Here is a 21,616-nt window from a genome sequence, read left to right as displayed (position 1 = left end):
GAACCACAGCGGCACCCGGCGCGGGAACGCCGGGTGCCGCTGCGCTGCTGTACCGCTGTGCCGCCCGCGGACGGGCTGTGCTCAGACCTCGGTGTCGCCCTTCATGCCCTGTTCCATCTCCAGCAGTTGCTCGTTCGGAACGGCCCCGCCGAACCGCCGGTCCCGGGAGGCGAATTCGACGCACGCCCGCCACAGGTCGCGCCGGTCGAAGTCGGGCCACAGGACGTTCTGGAAGACCAGCTCGGCGTAAGCGCTCTGCCATAGCAGGTAGTTGGAGGTGCGCTGCTCGCCGCTCGGCCGCAGGAACAGGTCCACGTCCGGCATGTCCGGGTAGTACAGGTACTTCTGGATGGTCTTCTCGCCGACCTTCGACGGGTCGAGACGGCCCGCCTTCACGTCCTCCGCCATCGCCTGCATCGCGTCCGCGAGTTCGGCCCGGCCGCCGTAGTTCATGCAGAAGTACAGGGTCAGCCTGTCGTTGTCCTTGGTCTGCTCCTGGGCGACCTGGAGCTCCTTGGCGACGGACTTCCACAGCTTGGGCATCCGGCCCACCCAGCGCACCCGGATACCGAGCTCGTCGAGCTGGTCACGGGTCTTGCGGATGAAGTCACGGTTGAAGTTCATCAGGAAGCGCACCTCGTCCGGCGAGCGCTTCCAGTTCTCGGTGGAGAAGGCGTACAGGGAGATGCTGCCCACACCCATCTCGATCGCGCCCTGGAGCACGTCGAGGACCCGCTCGGCGCCGACCTTGTGCCCCTCGGTGCGCGGCAGGCCACGTTCCTTGGCCCAGCGGCCGTTGCCGTCCATGACGATCGCCACGTGCTTGGCGATCAGCTCGCCGGGGAGCTTGGGCGCACGGGCCCCGGACGGGTGCGGCTCCGGCGTCTTGTACTCGCGGCGCTGGCGCCCCAGGATCCCGCGTACGGCCATGTGCTTCTCGTCTCCCTCTTGCCTTGCCTGGGTGTGCAGGCCTTCTGCGTCCAGGTCTTCTGCGTCTAGGTCTTCTCGACGTAACGGAGCGAGCGCAGCCCGCGCTCCAGATGCCAGTGGAGATACGCGGACACCAGCCCGCTCCCCTCCCGGACGTGCCGCGGCTCGCTCGCGTCCGCGGTCTCCCAGTCTCCCGTAAGCAGCGCCCCGAGGAGTTCCAGGGTCTGCGGCGACGGTACGACACTCCCCGGCACCCGGCAGTCGACGCAGACCGAGCCCCCCGCCGCCACCGAGAAGAACCGGTTCGGCCCGGGCATCCCGCACTTCGCGCAGTCCGTGAAGGTGGGCGCGTAGCCGTTCACGGCGAGGGAGCGCAGCAGGAACGCGTCGAGGATCAGGTGCGGGGCGTGCTCGCCCCGGGCGAGGGTCCGCAGCGCGCCGACGAGCAGCAGGTACTGCTGCACCGCCGGCTCGCCCTCGTGGTCCGTGAACCGCTCGGCGGTCTCCAGCATGGCCGTGCCGGCGGTGTAGCGGGTGTAGTCGCTGACGATCCCGCCCCCGTACGGCGCGATGGTCTCGCTCTGGGTGCACAGCGGCAGCCCGCGCCCGATCAGCTCGCTCCCGCGCGCGAAGAACTGCACGTCGACGTGGGAGAAGGGTTCGAGGCGGGCGCCGAACTTCGACTTGGTCCTGCGGACCCCGCGCGCCACGGCCCGTACCCGTCCGTGACCGCGCGTGAGCAGCGTGATGATCCGGTCCGCCTCACCCAGCTTCTGGGTGCGCAGCACGACACCGTCGTCACGGAACAGACTCATGGACCCATTCTCGCGTACCGGAGGAGCGCCGCGGTGCGGTGCCGACCGATCAGGCCGCGCCCCTGCCCGCCGGAGGACGCGGAACCTGACCCCTCATCGGTCAATCCCCGCCCCGCAGACCTCAGTTGTGTTCGAGACTGTCACCGAAATGATCATCGAGCGCAGGGGGGAACCCACGATGGAGCAGAACGGACACAGACCGAGCCGACGGCGGGTGCTGCGCGGCGGGACAGGCCTCGCGGCGCTCGCGGTGGCGAGCCCGGCGATCACCCTCGGGACCGCGGGAGTGGCCCACGCGGTCGTCGACCCGACGAACCACTTCAGACTGGCCGGCGACGGCGACGTCCTCGTCCGCCGGGCCACCCTGCACCAGCCGTACTGGGCGATGCAGTCCTTCGCCTTCGACAACGTCAACGGCCACGTCTACTTCGTCCAGGACCGGCCGGGCCAGAGCACCGAGAACAGCGGAGACCTCTGGATCACCAAGACCGATCTCTCCGGCGGCATCCTCGGCACGATGGCCCTGCACGGCTTCGGCCACGGTTCGTCGATGGGCGTGGAGCCGACCGGCTCCGGCTCGACGCCCTACCTGTGGATCGAGGGCGCCTCGACCGCGAACGGAGCGGGCCAGAAACTCTCCCGCTTCCGTTTCACGAACGGCGTCACCCTCGACCACACGAACCCGTCCCTCACGATCCACGACCGGACACCGACGTTCGACTCCTACGCCAAGCTCCCCCGGCCGGCGATCGACCCGTACACGAACCGCCTGCTCATCCGCTACGCCACCCAGGAGCCGGCCACCCGCGTCTGGCGCGTGGCGGTGTTCACCATGGCCGACGCGGCGGCCGGACGACTCGGCCAGAGCAACCGCCTGGTCGAGCGGGCGATCCCGAACAACAGCGAACTCGGGCTCACCGACGCCGACCTCTTCCAGGGGATCACCCTGTGCGGCCAGTACGTCTACCTCTCCTACGGCGGCCCCGGCGGCCCCTCGTACATCGTCGTCCTGGACCTGAACGACACGGGCGGCTCCTACCGGGAGGTCTACCCGCACGGTGTCGCCGCCTCCTATCCCGGCCGTGAGCCGCAGGGCGCCGCGATCCAGATCGTGTCCGGTCAGCCGCGGCTGGCCTGCGGTATCTCGGCGAAGGAGGGGACCCCCGACGCCTTCGACGCGACGGTGTTCTACAAGAGCGAGTTCGTCAGCGCCTGGTGACCGGGCCCGTCAAGGCACCTCACCGCGACTGCGTGCGTTGGCGTACGCGGTCGCGGCGGAGAGCCGCTCGGCGGGGGTGGCGTGCCGCACGGCAACCGGCTCGGCGTCCCACTCCCGGCCTCCGCCATACGGTCTCAGTTGCACATACGGCCCCTCGTGCCCCATGACGATCCCCACTCTCCCGCACCGGGTGTCCACGACGTACGCGCCGACCGGCGGCTTCATCGAAGCACCGCCGCGAGGCGCTGCGCGGTCTCGACGGAACACCGCCCCAATTCGACGAGTGGACAGGGCGCTTCCCGTGCCGACATCACGGGATCGAGCCCAAGTGACGGCAGTGTAATTCCCGCCATAAGAAGCGCCGTGCGCAATTCTTTCACCGTTTCCTCCGCTTCTCCGACGCAGTGCGCCGCATGTTCTGACCCCACCGTGCTCCCCTTTCTTTTTGAGTTTCACTCTTCGTACATCCACGATGCCTCTCTGCACCTACACTCGGCAGGAGTCTGCGCACTACAAGTGCGGGTCAGCGGAAGGAGGTTGGCTGTGGCCAACGGTTCGCGGCAGGCAGTCTGGGAGTTCTTCGGGGCAGAGCTCAAGCGGAGAAGGGAGGACGCGGGGATCACCCAAGTCGAGCTGGGGTTACGTGTCTTCGTGTCCGGAGCTTATATCGGTCAGTTCGAGCAGGCCATTCGAAAGCCGCAGCTGGATATCGCGCAGCGGATTGACGAGGCGCTACAAACCGACGGTATTTTCGAGCGGCTTTGGCTCAAGCTCATCCAGGAGCAGCGGTACGCGGAGTACTTCGCCCACGCGGCGGAGCTGGAACGGCTGGCGACGAGCATCCACGAGTGGTCACCCGCCGTGGTACCAGGTCTCCTACAGACACCCGAGTACGCCCGCGCGATCTACCTGGCAAGTAACCCGCTAGTGACGGACACCTACATCGAGGAGATGGTCAACCTCCGCCTGGAACGCGCCCACATCCTCAGGGACGCTGCAAGGCCGTTGTATTGGGCACTCCTACACGAAGCGGTACTACGCGTCCCGGTCGGTTCTCCTGCCGTGATGGCCCAGCAACTGGACCACGTTGCGGCGCTGGTGCACAACCGCCAAGTACTGGTGCAGGTACTGCCGTTCTCTGCAGGGGCGCACCCGCAGATGGGCAAGCTGATGAGGCTCATGGAGTTCGAAGAGGCCCCGCCAACCGTCTATACAGAGGGCGTGCTTTCGGGGAACCTGCTGGACGATCCGGCCGTGGTGAAGCGAGCACAAGCAGATTACGATCTGCTCAGGGCCGCTGCTGTGTCGCCAGAGGCGTCCCTGGCCCTGATCGAATCGGCGGCGGAGGACTACAGACGATGCACAGGTACGACCTGACCAACGCCCGCTGGCACAAGAGCACTTATAGCGGTGGCAGCGGCGGCGAGGAATGTGTCGAGGTCGCACACGACTTCCCCGGCGCCGCCCGCTGGCGCAAGAGCACCTACAGCAACGGCGAGGGCGGCAACTGCGTCGAGGTCGCCGACGGAATCCCCCGTGTCGTGCCCGTCCGCGACAGCAAGGTGGCCGGTGGACCCGTGCTGCTCCTCGGGGCCTCCGCCTGGACGGAGTTCATCCGCACCGTCAGGGACAAGGTGGGGTAACCCCCTCCCCAAACACGGGAGTTACCCGGATGTGGCGGGCGGCGAAGGTCGGCCAGGCTCGTTCGCATGACGCAGATCAAGCGAAACGCCGCCCTGATCGCCACCTCCGCCGTACTCCTCGGCCTCGCCACCCCACTGACCGCGCCCGCCTCCGCAGCCGCGGCCACCTCTCTCCGGTGGACGAAGTGCGAGGGCGCCGGTCTCGACCCGCGTCAGCGGTGTGCGACCGTCAAGGTGCCGATGGACTACGCCGACCGGGGCAGCCGGACGATCGACATCGCCGTGTCCCGGATCCCCGCCGAGCACCCCGGTACCCGCCGGGGCGCGCTGCTGCTCATCCCCGGCGGGCCGGGCGGGGACAGCCTCGGTGACCCTTCCGGGAAGGGGCAGCGGCTGCCGCAGGAGGTGCGGGACGCGTACGACCTGATCGGGTTCGCACCGCGCGGGATGGCCCCGTCCACACCCGTCAGCTGCGGTCTCGAACACGCCGACCTCGCCCGCACGAGACTGCTCCCCTGGCCCGCCCCGGACGGGTCGGTCACCGGGACCATGGAGACCGCGCGGCGCATCGCGGACGCCTGCGAGCGCAACGGCGGCGAGCTGCTGCGGCACATCAGCACGGCCAACGAGGCCCGTGACCTGGACCGGGTCCGGGCCGCGCTGGGCGAGCGCAAGGTCTCCGCCTGGGGCGTCTCCTACGGGTCGTACGTGGGGGCGGTGTACAGCGAGCTCTTCCCGCAGCGCACCGACCGGATCGTGCTGGACAGCAACGACGACCCCGATCACAGGCGAGTGGGACGCTCCTGGCTCGCCGCGTTCGAGGTGGGCGTCGAGGACACCTTCCCGGAGTTCGCCAAGTGGGCGTCGGAGCCCGGCAACCCGAACCGGGTGGGCCGTACGGCGGCCGAGGTCCGCACCCGGTTCCTGCGCCTCGCCGCCGACCTGGACCGCACCCCGCTCCCGTGGCCCGGCGCCAACCCGGCGGAGCTGAACGGCAACGTCCTGCGCCAGACGATGCAGGACAGCATGTACGACCCCGACGACTATCCGAAGCTGGCCGAGCTGATCCTGGCGGCCCGCGCGGGCACCCTGCCGCCCGCGCCGCAGAACCCGCCGGAGGAGGTGCTCCAGAACGTCACCGCGATCGGCGCCGGAACCCTCTGCAACGACGTCGCCTGGCCCACGTCGGCGGCCCACTACCAGAAGGGCGTCACCGAGAGCCGGGCCAAGTACCCGCTGACCGCGGGCATGCCGCGCAACGCGATGGTGTGCGCGGCCTGGCCGTACCCGCAGCGGGAGGCGCCGGTGCGGATCACCGACCGAGGGCCGTCCACCATCCTGCTCGTACAGAACGAGCGCGACCCGGCCACCCCGCTCTCCGGCGCCCTCAAGCTCCGCCATGCCCTGGGCGACCGTGCCGTCATGGTCACCGTGAACGCCACCGGCCACGACGCCTATCTCGGCAACGGCAACGCCTGCGGCGACGCGGCGGTGTCCCGCTTCCTGGCCACGGGCGAGCGGCCGAAGGCCGACCTCTCCTGCGCCTGATGTCTACCGGGGCCGGCGGGCGGCGGCCCGGGCATAGCGGCGGGCCAGCGCGTGGAACGCCTCCTTCGGCTCCCAGTGCCACCCCGAAGCCGGGTCGTCCGGACGGTCCTTGATGGCCTTGGTGATGCCGTAGCTCGCCAGGTCGAGGTCGTACAGCGCGTTGTCGGGGCGGTGCGGGGCGTCAGCGGTCAGGAACTCGAAGGCCATCGCCCCGTACAGCCCCATGGACTCGAAGACGTCGAGCAGACCGGTCAGATAGGCGGCCTGGACGCGCTCGCTGCGCACCGGGTGGCCCTTGATCTCCGGCGGGTCCTTCTCGTAGTCGACGATGTCCCAGCCCATGCCGCCCGCCTCGGGGGCGCCGACGAACGTGCAGGTGCCGAACTCGGTGATGGCCAGGGGCTTGCCCCAGCGCAGGTACTTCCCCAACTCCCGGACGTGGTCCGCATGTCGGGGGAAGTTCGCGTAGTAGTCGATGCCCACGATGTCGAACAGGTTCCAGTCGACCTGGTCGTCCTGCGCGGCGGCGTAGCTCAGCCGGCCCCGGAAGACCGAGCGGCCCACCTTCGCCGCCTTGGCCGTGAAGCGGTCCAGGCGGCGCTGCATCCGCTCCCAGTCGACCGTGCCGTTCTGCAGGTTCTCGATGCGCTCCAGTACGTCCTTGCCCGGCACGATCCCGGGCACGAACAGCCAGAACTCGCAGCCCACGCTGAGGTCCACACTCGCGCCGTGCCGCCGCAGCCGCTCCGCGAACCGCCCGGTCTCCGCGAGGTGTTCGAGGATGTCCCGCTCCGGGATGTCCCCGACGGTCGGCTGGAGCCAGATGTGCAGTCCGCGTTCGGCGGCCTCGGCGGCGGTGGCGGTGAGCCGTTCGACGCCGTCACCGGTGACGTCGAGGGTGTCGGCGTGCAGGTCCTCGCGGATGATCCGGACGTCCTCGCGCATCCGGGCGGTGCTGAAGGCGGTGCCGGGGGTCTCGCCGGCGCCGACGGTGTAGACGACGCCGTGATGCCGCAGCCCGCGGGTGGCCGCCGGTCCGCGCGAGGCCGCCTCGGCCGGGCCGGCGGACGAGAGCGCCACCGCCGCCCCGACACCCGCGGCACCGGCCAGGAACTGTGCCCGATTGATCCCCTTGGTCTTCTCCATGCCGTTCACTGTGCCGCTCCCGGCACCCCGCCGCCGTCGGCCGATGGTCTATTGCGGCGCAACCAAGGGATGAGCGAGGGCGTCGATCCAGAGAGAGATCGTCGAGCCCCACGAACGAAGGAGAGCAAGATCCTAGGCTCCGCCAAGTCCCCGATGACCCGACGCACGCTCCTGGCGACCGGCACCGCCGCCGCGGCCACGCTGCTCACCGGCACCACCGCGCACGCCACCGGCACCACAGACGTCACCGCCCGCCTCCGCGACCTGGAGGAGCGACACGGCGCCCGGCTGGGCGTCTTCGCCCACAACCTCGCCACCAAGAGGTCGGTCCGGCACCGCGCGGACGAACTCTTCCCCATCTGCTCGGTGTTCAAGACCCTGGCGGCAGCGGCCGTGCTGCGCGACCTGGACCGGGACGGCGAGGTCCTCGGCCGCCGGATCCACTACACGGAAGCCGACCTGGTGAGCGGCTCCGAGCAGACCAGGAAGCACCTGGCCACCGGCATGACCATCGCCGAACTCGCCGACGTGGCCGTCCGCTACAGCGACAACACCGCGGCCAACCTCCTGCTCCGCGAACTCGGCGGCCCCACCGCGATCACCCGCTTCTGCCGATCCCTCGGCGACCCGGTGACCCGCCTGGACCGCATCGAACCCGACCTCAACTCCGCCGAGCCGGGACGCAGGACGGACACCACGAGCCCGTACGCCATCGGCCGCACCTACGGCCGACTCGCCCTCGGCGACGCGCTGAACCGCCGCGACCGCGAGCTGCTCACCCACTGGCTGCTGAACAACACCACCGGCGACAAGCGCATCCGCGCCGGGGTTCCCCCGACGTGGACCGTCGGCGACAAGACGGGCTCCGGTGCGTACGGCACCACCAACGACGTGGCCGTCGCCTGGACGCCGGACGGCGCCCCGATCGTGCTGGCCGTCCTGTCGACGCAGCCCGTCCAGGACGCCGCCTGGGACGACACCCTGATCGCGGAGACTGCGACCGTGGTGGCAGAGACCCTCGGCTGATCCCTCGGCCGATCTCGGCTGAACCGCCGTACGTACGCCGCTGCCCCGCCCCCGCCCCCCCTCCACCGGCCCGTCCGAACCCGTTGTCGGGTCCCGGGCAACCGAATCCGGGAGAACGGTGGTCTGGGGGGCGAGGGAGGGTGCTTGATGCAGGCCGAACAAGAGGCCCAGTTCCAGGAATTCGTCAGAGCCCGGTGGTCCCGGCTCGTACGGACCGCGTATCTGCTCACCGGCGATCCGCACCACGCCGAGGACCTGACACAGACCGCGCTGACGAAGGCGTACCGCTCCTGGCGGCGGGTGTCGCGCAGCGACAACCCGGAGGCGTACGTCCGCCGGATGCTGGTCACCTGCAACAGCGACCGGTTCCGCAAGCGGCGCGTCGCGGAGTCGCTGACCGCCGCGCCGCCGGAGGTCGCGGGCCGGGACCAGGCCGTGTCATGGGCCGACGAGCGCAGCGCGCTCCTCGGCGCGCTCGCCGGGCTGCCGCCGAAGCAGCGGGCGGTGATAGTCCTCCGCTACTGGGAGGACCTGTCCGAGGCGGAGGTCGCCGAGACCCTCGGTTGCGCCCCCGGCACGGTCAAGAGCCAGGCGTCCAAGGGGCTGGCGAAGTTGCGTACATATCCGGGACTCGCCCAGGTCATGGACGGCGCCCCGCAGGGAGGCACCAGGTGAGTGAGGACCAACGGCCCCAAGAGCCGGGAGATCAGCGGGAGTTCGAGGAGCAGCTGCGGGAACTGCTCGCCGAGGACGCCTACACGATCCGGCCCTCCCCCGCGCCCTACCCGGAGATCCGGCGCCGGGGCGTGGTCGAGCGGCGGCGCCGGGTGGCGGCGGCCGGGGCGGTACTGGTGACGCTGGCGGCGGTACCGGTGGGGGCGTACGCGCTGGGCGGTCCCGGCGGGGCGTCCACCACGACGTCACCGCAGACGACGGTCAGCGCGTCGCACTCCGCATCACCGGCCCCGACGGCCGCACCCACGCCGACCGGACCCGTCGGCCCGGCCACACCCGGCCAGCTCCTCGACGGCATCACCTTCGCGCAGGCCTCCGCCGACCTGGAGAAATGCTTCACCCTCGACCGGGCCAACGATTCCGGCACGGTCGGCGGCCGCACGAACCTCGGCGACGTGGACGACTACCGGATCATCCTGGCGATGAAGAGCACCGGTGACTCGAACACGCCCGGCGACGGCATGTTCGTGGTGGCCGTGCGGGAGCAGCCGCCCCGGACCCGCGTGATCTGCACCGTCAAGGACGGCGAGGCCTCGGGCCTGAACGTCGGCGGCGCCGACAGCGAGGGGCTGCCGGACGCCGGCCTCGTGTTCCCCGACATGAACGGCGGCAAGCTCTACCAGCAGTCGTTCCTCGACCACGGCAACTGGACGCTGCCCTTCCGCTGGGGCGTCATCGGGACGGTCCGGTCCACGGTCTCGAAGGTGACCGTCTCCTACGGCGGCGGCGCGAGCAGCGAAGCCGCCCTGGACCACGGCTGGTTCATCGCCTCCGGCATCCTGAACCAGCAGGTCACCGCCGCCCCCCACATCAAGGGGTACGACGCCGACGGCAAGTTGGTCTACGACTCCGACGACGACAAGTACTACGAGAAGACCCTCCCCTAGCGCCGGGTCGGGGGCGCCGCACAGGGGTCGGCGCCCCCGACCGACAGGCCCTCTGCTTCCCCACACCGGACGGACCGGAGGGACACCACACCCTTCAGGCGACCGAATCGGGCGGCGGACCGGAGAGATACCGCACCCTTCACAGAGCCGACTCGGACAGCCGTCGGCGGCGCGCCCACCAACGCCGGGCGGACCAGAGGATTACCCCACCTCTCAAGCGGCCGAGTCGGGTGGTGGGTGGGCATAGGTCTTGGGGGTCTGGGGGCGGAGCCTCCAGGGGCGTGCGTTCCCACCCGGAATCACCTGGCTTCCGGGGCCACGATTCCCGACTCGTAGGCCACGATGACCAGTTGGGCCCGGTCACGCACCCCCAGCTTGCCCATGATCCGGCTCACATGCGTCTTCGCGGTCAGCGGACTCAGCATCAACGCCCCGGCGATCTCCGTGTTGTTGAGCCCCCGAGCCACCAACGCCAGCACCTCCCGCTCCCGCGAGGACAGACACTCCGGCCCTCCCCCGGCCACCGGCACGTCAGGACTGCGAAGAAACCGTGCGATCAGTCGGGCCGTCGGCCCCGGCGACAGCAACGCCTCCCCCGCCGCCACCGTACGGATCGCGTCGAGGAGTTCGGCCGGCCGTGTGTCCTTCACCAGAAACCCGGACGCCCCCGCCCGCAACGCGTCGACGATGTTCTCGTCCGTGTCGTAGGTGGTGAGCACGAGCACCCTCACCCCCGCGAGATCCGCGTCCGCGGCGATCGACCGGGTCGCCTCGATCCCGTCGAGATCGGGCATCCGGATGTCCATCACCACCAGATCGGCCCGCGTGGCCCGCGCCAGCGCGACGGCCTCCCGCCCGGTGCCCGCCTGCCCGACCACCTCCATGTCCCGCGCCGACTCGACGAGCATCGCGAACGCCTCGCGGACGAGCGTCTGGTCGTCGGCGAGCAGTACCCGGATGGTCATCCGATTCCCCCCTGTGTGACGGTGCCCAGCGGCAGCACCGCGGTCACCGCGAACCCGCCCCGCTCCGGCCCCTGCCCCGGCACCCGCGGCCCGGCGTCGAGTGTGCCACCCACACTGCGGGCCCGCTCCCGCATCCCGACGAGCCCGTGCCCGGGAACGCCCCCGCCCGCGGGCGGCCCGATCCCGTCGTCGGTCACCGAGACATGCAGGGCGCCCTGATCCTCGTACAGCTCGACGCGTACGGCGGGTTCTGGCCCGGCGTGCCGCACCGCGTTGGTCAGCGCCTCCTGCACGATCCGGTAGGCCGCCGCACCGACCGCGGGCGGCGCCTGCGCGACCCGTACGTCCGGCTCGACCCGCGCGCCCGCGAGCCGCGCCGCCGCCACCAGGTCGGGCAGCCCGTCGAGGCCGGGCAGCGGACCGCGGCCCGCGCCGTGCTCGGAGGCCCGCAACACCTCCAGTGTCGTACGGAGTTCACCCCGTGCGCTCCGGCAGGTGTCGGCGATGTCGTCGAGGGCCTTGGCGACCGTGGCGCGGTCGAGGCGGTCGGGGTCGGCGGTCAGGACGTGTGCGGCGACCGAGGTCTGCACCCCGATCAGGGTGATGCTGTGCGCGAGCAGGTCGTGCAGGTCGCGGGCGATCCGCAGCCGCTCCTCGGCGACCCTGCGGCGGGCCTCCTCCTCGCGGGTGCGTTCGGCGCGTTCGGCACGGTCGACGATCGCGGCGACGTAGCGACGGTAGGAACGCATGTCGATGCCGCAGAAGAGCACGGCGATGATCCAGCCGGAGATCCGCACCAGTTCGAGCGCCTGCTTGGTGTCGACGGTGAGCATCACGGTCAGGGAGATGGCCAGCACCAGACCGCCCGACAGGATCGTCCGCAGGGTGGTCCCGGTGGCCGCGACCGTGTACAGCGCGGTGAAGGCCGCCGCGGTGGGCGCGTTGTGGTTGTTGTCGAGCGCGTGGTACGGCACGACGAGCACCACCACCAGCGCGAGGACGAGCATCGGCCGGCGCCGGCGCCACACGATCGGCACGTGCACCGCGAGCAGCAGCGTCCAGCCGAGCGCGTCCGGACGGCGGCCGTCGTCGGTGAACAGCCCGACGCACACGGCGACCACGGCGAGCGCGACGGCGAGCAGCACGTCGTTGCGGGTGCCGTGCGGGGCGGTGCGGGGGTCGCGGTGGATCGCCGCGATGACCCGGTCACTCAAGCGCGCTCGACTGGTCTCCTGCACGGGTTCATCCTCCGCTGCGAGGCGCCCCTCCGGGAGGGGAGGGGCGCCGGTGGATCAGTGGGCGGAGGCCGCCACAGGCTCCGGTTCCTTCGGCGGCACGGGCGGTTGGGGCGGTTCGGGCTCGCGCGACAGGCTCCCCGGCCACCACATCCTGCGCCGCAGCGCGACGCTGGCGCTGGTGACCAGGTAGGTGCGGACGAGGAAGGTGTCCAGCAGCACCCCGACCGCGATCACGAAGCCCAGCTCCACGAGTGGGACGAGCGGCATGCTGGTGAGCACCGCGAACGTGGCCGCGAGGACCAGCCCGGCCGACGCGATGACCCCGCCGGTCGTGCGCAGCGCGGTGAGCGCGGCGGCGACCGGTTCGGCGCCGTTCAGGGACTCCTCACGCATCCGGTGCATCAGGAAGATGCCGTAGTCGACCCCCAGCGCCACCAGGAACACGAAGGACAGCAGCCCGAGTCCCGGGTCCGTGCCCTCCAAGCCGAAGACCGGGCCGAAGACGAGCCCCGCGATGCCGAGGGCGGCGCCCCACACGGCGACCACGGCGGCCACCAGGATCAGCGGCGCGACGACCGACCGCAGCAGGGCGATCAGGATCAGCAGCACGGACAACAGCACGAGCGGCACGACGATCAGCCGGTCGCGGGCGTTGGTGTCCTTCAGGTCGAGCTGTTCGGCGCTGGGTCCGCCGACGTAGGAGCCGTCGAGTGTGTCGCGCAGGACCTCGATGGTCGCGGTCTCCCCCGCGGACTGGGGTGCGGAGACGGCGATGACGGAGATCTCCGTCCAGCCGTCGCCGCTCCGGCCGCGCTCGGCGCTGTCGACACCCCCGGTGCCCCGGACCTCGGCGAGCGTGGCGTCCGCGCGGCCGGTGGGGGTGATGACGGTGAGAGGCTGGGTGCTGCGCTCGGGATACGCCCGGGCCAGCGTCTCCATGGCGGCCACCGCGTCGGGCCTGCTGGTGAAGGAGTCCTCCTGCTTGAGGCTGCCGGGCAGGTTCAGCGTGCCCAGCGCGAGCGCCCCGAGCAGTACGGCACCGCCCGCGAGCACGGTGAGCGGCCGGCGTCCCGCCGAGTCGCCCATCGCGCCGAACAGCGACCGGCGGGCCTTGGGTGTGCTGCCGTGGCGGGGCACCAGCGGCCAGAAGGCGCGCCGGCCCAGCAGGACGAGGATCGCGGGCAGCAGCGTCAGCATCGCGACCAGCGCGCACAGCACGCCCACCGTGCCGAGCGGCCCCATCCCGCGGCTGCTGTTGAGGTCGGCGGCGAGCAGGCACAGCAGCCCGGCGGCGACGGTGCCGGAGGAGGCCAGCACGGCGGGCCCACACCCCTTGAGCGCGGCGGCCATGGCGTCGTACGGCCGCTCGACGCGCCGCAGTTCCTCCCGGTAGCGGGAGATGAGCAGCAGCGCGTAGTCGGTGCCCGCGCCGAAGACGAGGATCGTCATGATGCCGGAGCTCTGGCCGGACACGGAGGTCCCGAAGCCCTGGTTGAGCCCGTAGGCCACGCCCATCGACAGATAGTCGGCGATGCCCGCCACGGCGAGCGGCACCAGCCACAGGAACGGGCTGCGGTAGATGAGGATCAGCAGCAGCGCGACGACCGCGGCGGTGGTGCAGAGCAGCGGCCCGCCGAGCGCGTTGTAGACCTCGCTCGCGTCGGTGGCCAACGCTCCTTCCCCGCCGACGTCGACGCTCAGCCCGCCGCCGCCCTCGGCGATCTCCCGTACCTCGTTGACGAGTCGGTCGCGGGCCTCCGCGTCCGTCCCCGGCTCGGTGCTGGCCACCGGGTACATCAGGGTGGTGCCGTCCTGGGACGGGATGCCCCTGGGCGTGGCGGTGAGCGGGTGCGCGCTCGCGATCCCGGCGACCTGCTCGGCGGCGGTCGCCCGGTCCGCCGCTGTCAGCCCACCGTCCCGGTGGTACACGATCACCAGCTCGGTGGCCTCCCCGCCGGGCAGCCGCTCCTGGATCTTCGCGACCTGCGTCGAGTCGGCGCTCGCCGGCAGATAGTCCACGGCCCGGTCCCGCTGCACGTCGGCAAGTTTCGCCGCGAACGGCGAGGCCAGCGCCAGCACGGCGATCCACAGCCCGAGCACCGCCCAGGGCACGACCCGCCGTCGCCGTACAGCTGTCATTGCGGCCCCCATGAACGGGCCCCCCTCCGGTCGGATGTCTGGGTCGCTTCCAGACTTCCGGCGGGGCGGGGTCGATTCGTCGGGCGAGAGGGCGAGTTGGGGGCTACTGCCGGGGGTGGCCCGGGAGCGCGGTTACTCCCGGGGGAGTATCAGGACGGTGTCCGGGCCGCCGCCAGCAGCCGGGTCACGTCATCCGCGCAGATGGTGAGCGCGGCCCCCACGATGGCCAGGACATCGCGTTCGGCCGGGGTGTACGGGCCGTCGGCGAGGGCGATGCGGGCACCCTGGAGGAGGATCGCCTCGCGGCCGGCCGGGGCGAGGTGCGGGGCCAGCGGGTCGAGGGCCTCGTGGAGCTCTATGGCGAGGCCGGCTCCGCACGGGCGGCCGTAGACCCGGCCGGTGTCCGCGGCCAGCGCCTCGACGAGGGCGTTGAGCTGGTCCTCGGTGCAGTCGTCGAAGCCGGCGGAGCGGACCGTGCCCGCGGCGGCCTCCAGGGACGTACGGGAACAGGTGCCGCCCGCGGACAGCACCGCGAGGGCGACCGTGTGGACGGCGTCGCGGAGCATCGCGGAGAAGCGGGTGGTCGTCGGGTGGTCGAGGACGTCGGTGCCGAAGTGGCGGCGGCAGGCCGCGCACTCCACGACGGGACCGGTCTCGCCGCGCGGCAGCACGGGCACACCGAGGAGGGTGAAGCGGCGGCGTCCGGTCAGCCGCTGGAAGTTGCGGTCGCCTCCGCAGCCCGGGCAGAAGAACTCCCCGTCCCCGACGGTCGTCCACGCGGTACGGGTGCCCAGGAGGCGCGCAGGCCTGGTGGCATGGCCGTTTCGTCCCCGTCCTGGCAGCACGTCAGCACCTCCGTAATTCCCCCGCAGCCTTAAGGGCGCGGGCGGTGCCCCCACCGGCAACATCGCCGCGCTTGCGTGATGTTAGCCACATCAAGGAGGCGGAGTCATCACCTCGGACGAGACCTCCCCGTGACCTGCACAGCCCCATGGCCGGAAACAGTCGGGCCCCGCCCACCAGAACATGGCGGGCGGGGCCCTACAGGTGCCGGGTGCGGGGCCGTGTCCGCAGGCGGCTCCGCCGCGTGGGCGCGACAGGCCGCGACGGCGCCGCGGCCGACGATCAACCCCCTACGGCACCCCTCACGGAGCGAACCGTCAACGAGCAGCCCGATTGACGGCGGACACAACCGCCTTCAGCGACGCCCGCGTCGTGTTGGCGTCGATACCGATACCCCACAGCACCTTGTCCCCGATCGCACACTCGATGTACGACGCGGCCTGCGCGGACGCACCCTCGCTCATCGTGTGCTCCTGGTAGTCCAGCAGCCGGGCGTCGATGCCGACGGACTGCAGGGCGTCGAAGAAGGCGGAGATCGGTCCGTTGCCGGTACCGGTCAGGACCGTGTCGACGCCATCGACGGCGGCCTCCACCTTCAGTGTGTCCACACCGTCCGTGTCGGTCGTCGACTGCCCGTTCTTGACCTGAATGCGGCCCCAGGGGTTCGTGGGGTTCGGCAGGTACTCGTCCTGGAAGGTCGCCCAGATGTCGCCGCCGGTGACCTCGCCGCCCTCGGCGTCCGTCTTCGCCTGGATCAGCTTGGAGAACTCGATCTGCATCCGGCGCGGCAGGTCCAGCTTGTGGTCGTTCTTCAGGACGTACGCGATGCCGCCCTTGCCGGACTGCGAGTTGACCCGGATGACCGCCTCGTAGGAGCGGCCCACGTCCTTCGGGTCGATCGGCAGGTACGGCACCGCCCACTCGATGTCGTCGACGGTGACGCCCTTCGCGGCGGCGTCGGCCTCCATGGCGTCGAAGCCCTTCTTGATGGCGTCCTGGTGGGAGCCGGAGAAGGACGTGTAGACCAGGTCGCCCACGTACGGGTGGCGCGGGTGGACCTCCATCTGGTTGCAGTACTCCCACGTACGACGGATCTCGTCGATGTCGGAGAAGTCGATCTGCGGGTCGACGCCCTGCGAGAACAGGTTCATGCCCAGGGTGACCAGGTCGACGTTGCCGGTCCGCTCGCCCTGCCCGAACAGACAGCCCTCGACGCGGTCGGCGCCGGCCATCAGCGCCAGCTCGGCGGCGGCGACGGCCGTACCGCGGTCGTTGTGCGGGTGGACGGAGATGACGACGTGCTCGCGGCGGGAGACGTTGCGGCTCATCCACTCGAAGCGGTCCGCGTGCGTGGACGGCGTCGAACGCTCCACGGTGGCGGGCAGGTTGAGGATGATCTCGCGGCCCGGACCGGGCTGCCAGACGTCCATGACCGCCTCGCAGACCTCCAGCGCGAAGTCCAGCTCGGTGTCGGTGAAGATCTCCGGGCTGTACTGGTAGCCGAACTCCGTCTCCGGGCCCAGGTGCTTCTCGGCGTACTCCATGACCAGACGGGTGCCGTCGACGGCGATCTGCTTGATGTCGTCCTTGGAGCCGCGGAAGACGACCCGGCGGAAGACCGGGGCCGTCGCGTTGTACAGGTGCACGGTGGCGCGCTTGGCGCCCTTCAGCGACTCCACGGTCCGCTCGATCAGGTCCTCGCGGGCCTGGGTCAGTACGGAGACGGTGACGTCGTCGGGGATCGCGCCGGGCTCCTCGATGATGGAGCGCACGAAGTCGAAGTCGGTCTGGCCGGAGGCCGGGAACCCGACCTCGATCTCCTTGTAGCCCATCTTGACCAACTGGTCGAACATCCGGCGCTTGCGCTCGGGCGACATCGGGTCGATCAGGGACTGGTTGCCGTCACGCAGGTCGGTGGAGAGCCAGCGGGGGGCGGCGGTGATCCGGTTGTCCGGCCAGGTGCGGTCCGGGATGTCGACCTGCTCGTACCGGCCGTACTTGTGGATCGGCATGGAGGTGGGCTGCTGGCGGTTCACCATGATGCGGGGGCTCCTCGAAGGCGGGTCCTGAAGGACGGCCGACGGCGCAACGCCAAAACTCCGCGGGGAGGGGGTCGGCCTCGGTTACAGGCCCTCGCCGCGGCAGCTAAGGAGAAGCAGCCCGAATCGCATGATGCGGAGCATGCTAGCCGACGGCTGTCGGACACGGGGTTCCGTATCAGTATGCGGGACCCCGTGTACTGAAGGGGCGCGGTGCCGTGTCGATGCACGGCTCCGCGGCGCGGGTGCGACCAGTCACCGCGAACCCGCGGTTCGTAGCAGAGAGCGACCGCCCGCGGCGGGAGCATCCCCATATTTCACCAATCATGGTTGCACCTAGTGACATCGAAATAACTCAGTGCAAGGGTGCCGAACATGACGACAAACGGGGGCTTCCAGCCCGTCTTCTGCACGGTCGTACCACCTCACATCCTCGACAAACTGGCCGACAACGACAACCCCGCACTCTCCGGCCCCGCCCGGCGCACCCTGGTCCGCGACAGCGCACTGCGCGGCGAACGCCGGGTGACCACCGAGTTCCGCCTCGCCACGGCGCCGTCGGCGAAGGCACCGTCGGACCAGCCCCTTCGCACCCTCTACGACGCCGGGCACCGGACCGGCCTCCCGGGCACCAAGGTGCGCGGCGAGGGCGAGGACCCCGGCCAGGACGCCACGGTCAACCGCGCCTACTCCGGTCTCGGCGCCACCTTCGAGCTCTTCCTCAAGGCGTACGGCCGCCACTCGATCGACGGGGACGGCCTGCCGCTGGACGCGACGGTCCACTACGACGAGAACTACGGCAACGCCTTCTGGAACGGCGAGCAGATGGTGTTCGGCGACGGCGACGGCGAGATCTTCCTCGACTTCACCCTCCCGATCGACGTGATCGGCCACGAGCTGACCCACGGCGTCACGCAGTACACCGCGAACCTCACGTACTACGGCCAGCCGGGCGCCCTGAACGAGTCGATGTCCGACGTCTTCGGCTCCCTCATCAAGCAGTACACGCTCGGCCAGACCGCCGCCGAGGCCGACTGGCTGATCGGCGCGGGCCTGCTCGCCCCGAGCGTCACCGGCAAGGCCCTGCGTTCCATGAAGGAGCCCGGCACGGCGTACGACGACGACGTCCTCGGCAAGGACCCGCAGCCCGCGACCATGGACGACTACGTCCGCACCGGCCGCGACAACGGCGGCGTCCACATCAACTCCGGCATCCCCAACCACGCGTTCTTCCTGGCCGCGACCGCCCTCGGCGGCTACGCCTGGGAGAAGGCGGGACAGATCTGGTACGACGCCCTGTCGGGCGGCGAGCTCGGCCAACGCGCCTTCTTCGGCGACTTCGCCAAGCTGACCGTCAAGGCGGCGCGGGAGCGCCACGGCGACGGGAGCGAGGAACTCCAGGCCGTGGCGAAAGCGTGGGAGCAGGTGGGCGTGCGCATTCTCTGACTCCGTACTAGACAGGGACCCATGCGTATTCAGGTAAGGCGCACGGGCGGGTTCGCGGGCATCGAGCGGTATGCCGAGGTGAACACCTCGGGGCGGCCCGATGCCCTCGAATGGCAGGCCCTCGCCGAGAAGGCGGTCACCGCCGGCCGGGACACACCGCCGGTCGGGGTACCGGACGGTTTCGCCTACCAGATCACCGTGGACGGAAGGACGGTGTACGCCGCCGATCCCCGGCTCACCGAGGAACAGCGGACGCTGATCTCCAGGGTTCTCAAGGAAGGCGCGTAAGTCGTCGTTCCCGCCCGCCCGTTGACCGCCCGGTCATCTCTTGACTTCCCTACCCGCCAGTACCGATGATCCGGCGCATGGCGACGAACCCGATACCCCAGTTCCCGGACGGCTTCCTGTGGGGCGTCTCGACCTCGGCCCACCAGATCGAGGGCGCGGTGGACGCGCGTGAACCGTCCGTCTGGGACGCCTTCACGGCCGAGCCGGGCCGGGTGAAGGACGGCACGACGGCGGCGGTGGCCTGCGACCACTACCACCGCTACGGCGAGGACGTCGCCCTCCTGGCGGGCCTAGGCGTGGACGCGTACCGCTTCTCGATCTCCTGGCCGCGGGTGCGGGCCGCAGGCGGCCTCGACTTCTACGACCGGCTGGTCGACGAGTTGTGCGCGGCGGGCGTCCGCCCGGTCCCGACCCTCTTCCACTGGGACCTGCCGCTCGCCCTCCAGGAGAGCGGCGGCTGGCTGGACCGGGACACGGCGTCGCACTTCGCGGAGTACGTGTCGGTCGTGGCCGACCGGCTCGGCGACCGGGTGACGAAGTGGATCACGATCAACGAGCCCGCCGAACACACCCTGTTCGGGCATGCGCTGGGCGCGCACGCGCCGGGCGAGCGGCTGATGTTCGACGCGCTCCCGGCCGCCCACCACCAGCTCCTCGGCCACGGTCTCGCGGTACGGGCGTTGCGGGCGGCCGGCGCCACGGACATCGGCATCGCCAACTCGCACGGCCCGACCTGGCCGGCGTCACAGGAGCAGCCGGACCTGGAGGCGGCCGGCTTCTACGACCTGCTGCTGAACCGACTCTTCGCGGACCCGGTGCTGCTGGGCGAATACCCGGACGGACTCGGCGAGTTGATGCCGGGCGACGTCGCCGCCGACCTCAAGATCATCGGCGAGCCCCTCGACTTCTACGGTGTCAACTACTACGCGCCGACCCGCGTGGGCGCCCCGCAGGGCGAGGACATCGAGTTCGGCGGTCTGACGATCCCGGCGGAACTCCCCTTCTCCGTACGGGAGATCGAGGGCGTCCCGGTGACGGACTTCGGCTGGCCGGTGGTCCCGGAGGGCCTCACCGAACTCCTCACCACCTTCCGCGACCGCTACGCCGACCGTCTCCCCCCGATCGTCATCACCGAGAACGGCTGCTCCTACGAGGGCCTCGACGACCAGGCCCGCATCGCCTACCTCGACGGCCACATCCGCGCCCTGCACGACGCGTCGGCCTCCGGCGTGGACGTCCGCGGCTACTTCGTGTGGTCGCTGCTGGACAACTTCGAGTGGGCGGAGGGATACGCCCGGCGTTTCGGCCTGGTCCACGTCGACTTCGAGACGCTGACCCGAACCCCGAAGGCGTCGTACACCTGGCTGCGCGACGCCCTGCGAGCCCAACGGACCTGAACCCCTGAGGGCTCCGCCCCCAGCGCCCCCGCCCTTCGCCCACGCCCACCCGCCCGACTCGCCTGGACGAGGGCGGGCCGAGCGCCCCTGCGTTGCGCCCACCTTTTGACGGACCGAGTCGGGCGGCGGGTGGGCGAAAGCCCGGGGTCCGGGGGCGGAGCCCCCGGGGTCGGCGGTCACCTCTTGGCCGACCGAGTCGGGCGGCGGGTGGGCGAAGGTCGGGGGTCCAGGGGGCGGAGCCCCCTGGGTGGGGTGGTCAGAAGCCGAGCTTCCTCAGTTGGCGAGGGTCCCGCTGCCAGTCCTTGGCGACCTTCACATGAAGGTCCAGGAACACCGGCGTACCCAGCAGCGCCTCGATCTGCTTGCGGGACTTGATGCCGACCTCCTTGAGCCGCTTGCCCTTGGGCCCGATGATGATGCCCTTCTGGCTGGGCCGCTCGATATAGACGAACGCGTGGATGTCGAGGAGGGGCTTGTCGGCGGGCCGGTCCTCGCGCGGGAGCATCTCCTCCACGACGACGGCGATGGAGTGCGGAAGCTCGTCCCGCACCCCCTCCAGCGCGGCCTCCCGGATCAACTCCGCGATCATGACCTGCTCGGGCTCGTCGGTGAGGTCACCCTCGGGATAGAGGGCCGGACTCTCCGGGAGCAGCGGGACGAGCAGGTCGGCCAGCAGACCCACCTGCTGGTCGGCGACCGCCGAGACCGGCACGATCTCCGCCCACTCGAACCCCAGCTCCTTGCCGAGCTGATCGATCGCGATGAGCTGCTCGGCGAGCGTCTTGCTGTCGACGAGGTCGGTCTTCGTGACGATCGCGATCTTCGGCGTCTTCTTGATCGACGCGAGTTCCTTCGCGATGAAGCGGTCACCGGGACCGAGCTTCTCGTTCGCCGGGAGGCAGAAGCCGATCACGTCGACCTCGGCCCAGGTGGTCCGGACGATGTCGTTCAGCCGCTCGCCCAGCAGCGTGCGCGGCTTGTGCAGCCCAGGGGTGTCCACCAGGATCAGCTGGGCGTCGGGCCGGTGCACGATGCCCCGTACCGTGTGCCGCGTGGTCTGCGGCTGGTTGGCGGTGATCGCCACCTTCTGGCCGACCAGAGCGTTCGTGAGAGTGGACTTGCCCGCGTTGGGGCGGCCCACGAAGCAGGCGAAGCCGGCGCGGTGGGGTGCCCCCGAAGGTTCCGGCGGCTCGGATGACTGACTGCGAACGCTCATGGCGCCCATTCTCCCTGATCCACAGAGCCCTGCCGCACAAGCGTCCCCCCACACTCCTCCGCGTGAGCTTTCGGAAACCCTCACGCAACGAAACAT

The 21,616-nt window shown here is 70.6% G+C and carries 20 protein-coding genes; 10 read left to right on the top strand and 10 right to left on the bottom strand.

Translation table 11 applies throughout. From position 1 onward, the window contains the following. Positions 1–81: 81 nt before the first annotated feature. Positions 82–930, bottom strand: coding sequence for an isoprenyl transferase (locus tag ACZ5VD_RS03540; protein ID WP_468552790.1), 849 nt, complete (start codon positions 928–930; stop codon positions 82–84). Between the two features lie 65 nt (positions 931–995). Then, complete coding sequence (gene recO / locus ACZ5VD_RS03535) at positions 996–1,745, bottom strand: DNA repair protein RecO (RefSeq protein ID WP_468552789.1); 750 nt, start codon at positions 1,743–1,745, stop codon at positions 996–998. A 178-nt stretch (positions 1,746–1,923) separates the two neighbouring features. Here recO and ACZ5VD_RS03530 point away from each other — a divergent pair, with 178 nt between their 5' ends. After that, positions 1,924–2,964, top strand: a complete 1,041-nt coding sequence (locus ACZ5VD_RS03530) for a phage baseplate protein (protein WP_468680466.1) — start codon at positions 1,924–1,926, stop codon at positions 2,962–2,964. Positions 2,965–2,973: 9 nt separating this feature from the next. Here ACZ5VD_RS03530 and ACZ5VD_RS03525 read toward each other — a convergent pair whose 3' ends face one another. Further along, complete coding sequence (locus ACZ5VD_RS03525; protein WP_468552787.1) at positions 2,974–3,189, bottom strand: hypothetical protein; 216 nt, start codon at positions 3,187–3,189, stop codon at positions 2,974–2,976. A gap of 318 nt (positions 3,190–3,507) precedes the next feature. On the opposite strand from ACZ5VD_RS03525, the gene ACZ5VD_RS03520 reads away from it, so the two are divergent. The 3 genes from ACZ5VD_RS03520 to ACZ5VD_RS03510 all read left to right on the top strand — a co-directional run bounded on the left by ACZ5VD_RS03520 (position 3,508) and on the right by ACZ5VD_RS03510 (position 6,155). Next, positions 3,508–4,341, top strand: a complete 834-nt coding sequence (locus ACZ5VD_RS03520; protein ID WP_468680464.1) for a helix-turn-helix domain-containing protein — start codon at positions 3,508–3,510, stop codon at positions 4,339–4,341. Beyond that, entirely contained in the window at positions 4,323–4,607 is a 285-nt protein-coding gene (locus tag ACZ5VD_RS03515; RefSeq protein ID WP_468552785.1) for a DUF397 domain-containing protein, read from the top strand. Before ACZ5VD_RS03520 ends, ACZ5VD_RS03515 begins: the two co-directional genes overlap by 19 nt. Positions 4,608–4,673: 66 nt before the next feature. After that, positions 4,674–6,155 (top strand): alpha/beta hydrolase, encoded by a 1,482-nt coding sequence (locus ACZ5VD_RS03510; RefSeq protein WP_468552784.1) that lies wholly within the window; start codon positions 4,674–4,676, stop codon positions 6,153–6,155. 3 nt (positions 6,156–6,158) lie between these two features. Here ACZ5VD_RS03510 and ACZ5VD_RS03505 read toward each other — a convergent pair whose 3' ends face one another. Continuing rightward, positions 6,159–7,301 carry an abortive phage infection protein gene (locus ACZ5VD_RS03505; RefSeq protein ID WP_468552783.1) on the bottom strand — a complete coding sequence of 381 codons (1,143 nt, stop codon included), beginning with the start codon at positions 7,299–7,301 and terminating at the stop codon, positions 6,159–6,161. A 153-nt stretch (positions 7,302–7,454) separates the two neighbouring features. On the opposite strand from ACZ5VD_RS03505, the gene bla reads away from it, so the two are divergent. The 3 genes from bla to ACZ5VD_RS03490 all read left to right on the top strand — a co-directional run bounded on the left by bla (position 7,455) and on the right by ACZ5VD_RS03490 (position 9,949). Beyond that, positions 7,455–8,327, top strand: coding sequence for a class A beta-lactamase (gene bla / locus ACZ5VD_RS03500; protein ID WP_468680462.1), 873 nt, complete (start codon positions 7,455–7,457; stop codon positions 8,325–8,327). A 147-nt stretch (positions 8,328–8,474) separates the two neighbouring features. After that, positions 8,475–9,002, top strand: coding sequence for a SigE family RNA polymerase sigma factor (locus ACZ5VD_RS03495; protein WP_468552781.1), 528 nt, complete (start codon positions 8,475–8,477; stop codon positions 9,000–9,002). Then, positions 8,999–9,949, top strand: coding sequence for a hypothetical protein (locus ACZ5VD_RS03490; RefSeq protein ID WP_468680460.1), 951 nt, complete (start codon positions 8,999–9,001; stop codon positions 9,947–9,949). The genes ACZ5VD_RS03495 and ACZ5VD_RS03490 overlap by 4 nt, the downstream gene beginning before the upstream one ends. Positions 9,950–10,248: 299 nt before the next feature. Here ACZ5VD_RS03490 and ACZ5VD_RS03485 read toward each other — a convergent pair whose 3' ends face one another. From ACZ5VD_RS03485 to leuA, 5 genes are all read right to left on the bottom strand, one after another. Next, the gene (locus ACZ5VD_RS03485; protein WP_468552779.1) at positions 10,249–10,914 is read right to left on the bottom strand and encodes a response regulator; all 666 of its coding nucleotides are present in this window, start codon (positions 10,912–10,914) and stop codon (positions 10,249–10,251) included. Beyond that, on the bottom strand, positions 10,911–12,128 hold the full coding sequence (locus ACZ5VD_RS03480; RefSeq protein WP_468552778.1) for a sensor histidine kinase: 1,218 nt from the start codon (positions 12,126–12,128) through the stop codon (positions 10,911–10,913). The genes ACZ5VD_RS03485 and ACZ5VD_RS03480 overlap by 4 nt, the downstream gene beginning before the upstream one ends. A gap of 78 nt (positions 12,129–12,206) precedes the next feature. After that, the gene (locus tag ACZ5VD_RS03475; protein ID WP_468552777.1) at positions 12,207–14,303 is read right to left on the bottom strand and encodes an MMPL family transporter; all 2,097 of its coding nucleotides are present in this window, start codon (positions 14,301–14,303) and stop codon (positions 12,207–12,209) included. Positions 14,304–14,440: 137 nt separating this feature from the next. Beyond that, entirely contained in the window at positions 14,441–15,136 is a 696-nt protein-coding gene (locus tag ACZ5VD_RS03470; protein WP_468552776.1) for a TerB family tellurite resistance protein, read from the bottom strand. Positions 15,137–15,451: 315 nt separating this feature from the next. Beyond that, positions 15,452–17,173, bottom strand: a complete 1,722-nt coding sequence (leuA, locus tag ACZ5VD_RS03465) for a 2-isopropylmalate synthase (protein WP_468552775.1) — start codon at positions 17,171–17,173, stop codon at positions 15,452–15,454. A 375-nt stretch (positions 17,174–17,548) separates the two neighbouring features. Between leuA and ACZ5VD_RS03460 the strand changes: the two genes are divergently transcribed. The 3 genes from ACZ5VD_RS03460 (at position 17,549) to ACZ5VD_RS03450 (ending at position 20,304) form a co-directional block, all read left to right on the top strand. Next, positions 17,549–18,619: a M4 family metallopeptidase gene (locus ACZ5VD_RS03460; RefSeq protein WP_468680458.1), complete on the top strand. Its 1,071-nt coding sequence runs from the start codon at positions 17,549–17,551 to the stop codon at positions 18,617–18,619. Between the two features lie 21 nt (positions 18,620–18,640). Further along, positions 18,641–18,907, top strand: a complete 267-nt coding sequence (locus ACZ5VD_RS03455) for a protealysin inhibitor emfourin (RefSeq protein WP_468552773.1) — start codon at positions 18,641–18,643, stop codon at positions 18,905–18,907. A gap of 65 nt (positions 18,908–18,972) precedes the next feature. Next, the gene (locus ACZ5VD_RS03450; RefSeq protein WP_468680456.1) at positions 18,973–20,304 is read left to right on the top strand and encodes a GH1 family beta-glucosidase; all 1,332 of its coding nucleotides are present in this window, start codon (positions 18,973–18,975) and stop codon (positions 20,302–20,304) included. A gap of 256 nt (positions 20,305–20,560) precedes the next feature. Here ACZ5VD_RS03450 and era read toward each other — a convergent pair whose 3' ends face one another. After that, complete coding sequence (gene era, locus ACZ5VD_RS03445; protein ID WP_468552771.1) at positions 20,561–21,520, bottom strand: GTPase Era; 960 nt, start codon at positions 21,518–21,520, stop codon at positions 20,561–20,563. Between the last annotated feature and the right edge of the window lie 96 nt (positions 21,521–21,616).

The sequence above is a fragment of the Streptomyces sp. NPDC032822 genome, from assembly GCF_055578825.1.
The sequence above is the reverse complement of the archived record's forward strand: the minus strand, read 5'-3'. Positions and strand labels throughout refer to the sequence as shown.